Origin of the sequence: Thiorhodococcus mannitoliphagus (genome assembly GCF_010915725.1) — a bacterium.
Taxonomy (GTDB): Bacteria; Pseudomonadota; Gammaproteobacteria; order Chromatiales; family Chromatiaceae; genus Thiorhodococcus; species Thiorhodococcus mannitoliphagus.
This window is the reverse complement of the sequence record NZ_JAAIJR010000225.1, coordinates 1-4,745: the sequence shown is the minus strand read 5'-3', so window position 1 is coordinate 4,745 and position 4,745 is coordinate 1. Positions and strand designations below refer to the sequence as shown.

The following is a 4,745-nucleotide window of genomic DNA, read 5'->3' as shown; positions in this document are numbered from 1 at the left end:
AGGCGTCCCGGGCGAACGGACTGAGTCGGTGCGGCGCGCTCAAGGGCTTGCACTCCGGTCATCTCGTCGATGCTGCGGGTCTCAATGCCTTCGGCGGCACGTTCCGGGGCCAGGCGATAGGTCTCGCAGACATCCCGACAGCGCTCGGCGAAATCACCATCGCGCGGGGTGTTGATCCAGCCTTGCACGCGATGCGCCTTGAGATCGACCTCGCGTAAGAAGCGTCCGATGGAGTGCGCGGAGATGGCGTCGACGATCCCACGCGCCTTGGCCTCTTCGGCCAAGTCCTCATGGGTCCAGCGCGCCAGCTTCACCCCCTCGCGAACCGCAGGCTCGCACGCTAGGGCAATGATGGCGCAGATCTGCTCGGGGGTGAAGGTCGGGGGTGTCCCCGAACGCGGATTATCGCTCAGACGCTCGAGCACCGGGTGATCCGCGCGCTCGCGCCAGCGGCGGCGCCAGCGTTGGACCAACGAGCGACTGACCTGCAACGTGGCGGCCGTTTCGTGCACCCCCGTGCCGGCGTCGGCGGCGAGAATGATTCGGGCTCGGGTCGCCAGTTGCTGCGCCGTGGTGTGCTGACGCACCAACGCCTCCAACTGGGTACGTTCTTTGTCGGTGAGGGAAACGGGAATCGGGGTACAGCGTGGCATCGTGTCATCAACTCATCGGCGAAACTCAAGACAGATGAGTAGGATGCCATCGATCGCCCAGAAACAGTATTAGGACTTTCACTCTAGACCACTAGGAGCAGCCTGTGATCCCTTGGGGCGAGACTGCCTCCCCTGCGCCTAGAAGGTTGCGCATTGGTCGTCCTCGCGCGGCGCTGCCGGCCGCGCTTGGGCAAGGCGGGTCAACGCCGCTTGTCTCGTAGGCATCGACGGTGCGGCCAAGCGGGCTGGCGGCGCCTCGGTACGCTGACTGCGCGAAGCAGCGCGCTGCTCTGCTCTGCGATGCCTTCCGCCGCAGCGGCCGCTTCCTCGACCAGGGTCGCGTTCTGCTGGGTGACGTCGTCCATTCGGGTAAGGACCTGTGCGACCTGGGCGATGCGATCGTTCTGCTCATGGCTCGCGGCCGTGATCGACTCGACCGAAGGCTCCGGTGCCGAAAGCGGTGATGAGCCCCCCTCGGACGTCGATCGGGTCGCGTTTGCGCGATCGGAGCATGCGTTTCGTGACATGCGTCAACTCGGACCGCATGAGCGCGCGATTATAGTCATTGCTATCCTGATCAGGTCGTGATGGGGCGCCTCGCTGTCAGGGCGTCGGAGTCGTTGCGGTATTTCCCGATCAGTCCACTCGCGCCTGCACTGCCCGCGCGTCAACGAGTTTGGGGAGCGGCTGGGTCCCCCCGGCGATTCCGTTCAAGCCGCCGCGCTCCTCCCATCGATTCACAGGTCACCTTATTCATGGCACGAGAAGCGCTCCCGCAATCGGTCGGCACCAAACTGACCATCACGCTCATAGCATTGATCGCGCTCGCCCTCTCCGGGTTTACCTGGTGGTTGAGCGCACAATCAGGCCGTTTGCTGGAGAACAAAGGCACGGCTGCGCTTCGAGCGCAAAGGGACTTGATCCTGTCCATGGTCAGAAGCTACGACGGGGCGTTGCGCGCTGAAAGCAGGCGGTTGCTGGCACTGTTCTCCAGCCAGCTGCCGGAGCCTCTGACACTCGATCGCGGGGCACGCACGATGATCGGCGGCCGCGAGATTCCGACGCTGCGCGCGGGGGAGCTCCCGCTGACGCTGAGCCCCACCCAGTTGGACCGGCTTGCCGCCGCGACAGATTCAGTGGCAACGCTCTTCGTGCGTGACGGCGACGCCTTCGTCCGCATAGCGACCTCGCTCAAAGACGCGCAGGGGCAGCGCGCGGTCGGCACCGCGCTCGCCACCGATCATCCAGCCTACCAAGCGCTGCTCGAAGGCCGCGGTTACACCGGTAAGACCACGCTCTTCGGGCGCGACTACTTCGCCCGCTATGCCCCCATCACGACGGACGGTGTGGTTATCGGCGCGCGCTTCGTCGGGATCGATTTCAGCGCTGGCATCAATGCGCTGACGCAGGAGATCGCTCATCTCCACCTCGACGAAAGGGGTTATTTCTTCGTCCTCAATGCCAGGCCAGGCTCTCGCTACGGCGAGCTGGTCGTGCGCGCGCCCCAAGAGGGCGCGGTGATTCTAGATGCCGAGGACGCGAATGGTGGACGCTTCATCGCCGAGATGCTCGCGCAGGGCACGGGGGTGATCCGCTATCCCTGGACGGACAAGGGCACGCAGCGCACGCGAGACAAGCTCGTCGCCTTCGCGACCTTCCAAGACTGGGACTGGATCATCGCCGGGGTCACCGACCTCGACGACTTCTCCCAGGACAGTCGCTTGATGCGCACTGCAATGCTGATCGCCGCCGGGCTGCTGCTCCTCGCGGTGGCCGCCATCCTGATCCTGATGACACGCCGAATGATCGCTCGGCCGCTGGAAGCTGTCGTCGAGGTTCTTGATCGCATCGGTGGCGGTGACTACAGCAATCGGATCCAGACAGATCGTAGCGACGAGATCGGTACCCTCTTGCGCTCCCTCGACAGCATGCAGAAGGCCCTGTCCGAGCGCCGTTGCGACGCGCGCCGTGCGGCGCTCGCGATGCAGCGCCTCAGCAGCGCCTTGGACGAAGCCTCCACAGCCCTGATGGTCGCCGACACCGACGGCAAGCTGATCTACGTCAATCGCGCCTTCGCGCGCCTGATGCACGAGGCGCAAGTCGATATCCGCAGGTTGACACCCGACTTCGACGCCGAGGCCCTGATCGGCTGTGGATTCGAAGCCATTGGCGGCGGACTCGGCCGTGACGCGGGATTCCTCGAGAAGTTGCAGGGGACTGCGGTTTCACAGGTGACTTTGGGCGGCCGGACCTTTGCGGTGACGGCGGCCCCGGTCTTGGATGCAGACGGCATTCGCATCGGCTCGGTCGCTGAATGGACCGACCGCAGTGTCGAAGTCGCCGCGGAGGCTGAGCTGGACGCGCTTCTGGATGCCGTCGCGCTCGGGGATTTCAGCCGTCGCTTGACGGTGGAGGGCAAGACCGGATTCTTCCGCGACCTGGCGGAGGGCATGAACAAGCTCACCGAGATCGTTGCCCGGGCCATTGAGGACGTGTCGGTGGTCTTGCGCGCGCTCGCCCGCGCCGACCTCACGCAGCGGATCGATCGGCGCTACAAAGGCCGCTTTGCCGAACTCAAGGACGACAGTAACGCGACGGTCGAGCGCTTGGAGGATCTGGTCGAGCAAATCCGCGGGACCACCGACGCCATCCACACCGCCGCGCGCGAGATCGCTGCCGGCAACGCGGACTTGTCCGAGCGCACCGAAGCACAAGCGAGCAGCCTTGAGGAGACCGCGAGTTCCATGGAAGAACTCAGCGCCACGGTCAAGCAGAACGCGCAGAACGCCAAGAGCGCGAGCACCTTTGCGGAGACCGCCAATACCAAGGCGGTGGCCGGCGGCGGTCTGGTCCAGCAGGTGGTGACGACCATGAGCGGGATCGAGGAGTCCAGCCACAAGATCGCGGACATCATCGCGGTCATCGACAGCATCGCCTTCCAGACCAATATTCTTGCACTCAATGCGGCAGTGGAAGCGGCCCGCGCGGGTGAGCAGGGACGCGGCTTTGCCGTCGTGGCCAACGAGGTGCGCACATTGGCGCAACGCAGCAGTCAGGCGGCCCGCGAGATCAAGTCATTGATCGAGGATTCGGTCAAGCGGGTAGAGAGCGGCTCTGTCCTGGTTAGCCAGGCCGGCAGCACCATGGAAGATATCCTGGGCTCGTTCCAGCAGGTCGTGGGTCTGGTGAGCGAGATCGCGGCATCCAGCCGCGAGCAGGAAGCCGGCATCAGCCAGGTGGCGCAGGCGGTCACAGAAATGGATGAGATGACGCAGCGCAACGCCGCCTTGGTCGAAGAGGCCGCGGCTGCGGCTGAGAGCCTGGAGGAGCAGACTCGGGACCTCAGTCAGACCGTCTCTGTGTTTCGTCTGCTGCCACCGAGCGACCGTCAGCGCACGCAATCCGCCGCGGATGAGATTGATTTCGAGAGCTTCGTCGAAGGTCACAAACAATGGTCGAAGAAGCTGCGCCGCGTCGTCGAGGGACGCAGTGAGCCACAGGACCCGGCCCTTGTATCCTGTGACGACAAGTGTGCGCTCGGTCAGTGGATCTATGGGCAGGGACAGCGCTTCAAGTCAGCCCAATCCTACGAAGGATTGCGCACGAAGCATGCCCAGTTCCACCTCTGTGCCGGCGACGTGCTGCGCCATGCCGACATTGGCGAGCGCGAGCAGGCAGGGCGGATCCTGGTCGATCGCTTTGCCGCGCTATCGGCGGAAACAATCGAGCAGATCTACGCCTTGCAGCACCATTGCGAGCACCTCGACGCCGATGATCATCAACGCTTGCCGATCCTTGGCTGACGCCCGCTTAGACTGGTGACCGGTGACGGATTCCGGCCGCAAGGGTGATCAAAGTGTGCAATAGTCACGCGCACGCAGAGGGTGTCTTGATGCGAGATCATGCTCAAGAAAGTTGGCGTCGATCATCCTTCTGGCCAGTCTTCTGCTTTAGAGGATATCCGGAACAGAAAATGCTTAATAATTAAAATGCCAAATAAGATAGTATCTTAGGTACGACAATCACGCGTATCGAGGATGCCATGGCCTTTCAAGAGATGTCCGATGATTTTTGGCGCCAGGCAGAACCGTT

At 63.5% G+C, this 4,745-nt stretch carries 3 protein-coding genes; 1 reads left to right on the top strand and 2 read right to left on the bottom strand.

The annotated features are described in order from the left end of the window. The coding region (locus tag G3480_RS25115) for a helix-turn-helix domain-containing protein (protein ID WP_164656955.1) at positions 1 to 653 on the bottom strand (653 nt) is incomplete at its 3' end. 200 nt (positions 654 to 853) lie between these two features. Then, positions 854 to 1,180, bottom strand: coding sequence for a hypothetical protein (locus tag G3480_RS25110; RefSeq protein ID WP_164656954.1), 327 nt, complete (start codon positions 1,178 to 1,180; stop codon positions 854 to 856). A gap of 228 nt (positions 1,181 to 1,408) precedes the next feature. On the opposite strand from G3480_RS25110, the gene G3480_RS29130 reads away from it, so the two are divergent. Continuing rightward, positions 1,409 to 4,456 carry a Cache 3/Cache 2 fusion domain-containing protein gene (locus G3480_RS29130; RefSeq protein ID WP_164656953.1) on the top strand — a complete coding sequence of 1,016 codons (3,048 nt, stop codon included), beginning with the start codon at positions 1,409 to 1,411 and terminating at the stop codon, positions 4,454 to 4,456. Positions 4,457 to 4,745: the final 289 nt, after the last annotated feature.

Coding starts and splice junctions, on each gene's coding strand:
- G3480_RS29130 (WP_164656953.1), top strand. CDS start 1,409: ATGGCACGAGAAGCGCTCCCGCAATCGGTCGGCACCAAACTGACCATC.
- G3480_RS25110 (WP_164656954.1), bottom strand. CDS start 1,180: ATGTCACGAAACGCATGCTCCGATCGCGCAAACGCGACCCGATCGACG.